The sequence below is a fragment of the Lysobacter xanthus genome, assembly GCF_047159895.1.
The window spans coordinates 1-698 of the sequence record NZ_BAAGAB020000156.1 but is presented as its reverse complement, the minus strand read 5'-3'; the positions used below and the strand labels follow the sequence as shown (position 1 = coordinate 698).

Sequence of the window (698 nt, the reverse complement as noted above, 5' to 3'; positions counted from 1 at the left end):
CGGTTGTTGTACGTCGCGGTGATGAACGCCGACGTGTTGTCGGTGATGTTCACGGACGCGCGGCCGAACAGCGACTTGCGCTCCTGCGGCGTGGTCAGGTAGTTGTCCGGCGCGAAGTTGTACAGGTCGGCGCCCGTACGGTTACGCCAGTTCAGGCCGCTCTGGCCCGGATCGTAGGTGAACTGACCCGGGGTGCCGTTCGGACGCGTCTCGGTGCCTGCACCGGTGTTCGTCGCGTTGCGGCACGCGCCCGAAATCGGGTCGATGATGTTCGGCGCGCGGCACAGCGCGAAACGCCCGGCCGGCGTGGTCGACGAACCGAACGCGAGGCCCGTGTGGTAGGTCGGCTCGGCGGAGATCTCGCGGTCGCCGGCCATGACCGGCTCTTCCTTGACGTAGCCGGCGCCGAACATGGCGCTGAAGCGGTCGTCGGAGGTGCCGATGGTGAAGTCGTAGGACTGACGGAAGCCGTCGCCCTTGTCGAACATGCCGAGGTACGCGTTCATTTCCGCGCCCTGGTAGTCCGTGCGCAGGATGACGTTGACCACGCCCGCGATCGCGTCGGAGCCGTAGATCGACGAGGCGCCGGCCTTCAGCACTTCGATGCGCTCGACGGCGGCGGTCGGGATCGTGTTGAGGTCGACCGCGCCACCGAGGCCGGTGCCACCGACCCAGCGACGGCCGTTGACCAGCACGAG

Annotated in this window: 1 protein-coding gene; it reads right to left on the bottom strand. The window is 67.6% G+C overall.

Features of this window, described 5'->3' with window-relative positions; translation table 11 throughout:
• Positions 1 to 698: TonB-dependent receptor plug domain-containing protein (locus tag ACY35P_RS15630; RefSeq protein WP_462116758.1), on the bottom strand; the 698-nt coding region annotated here is incomplete at both ends.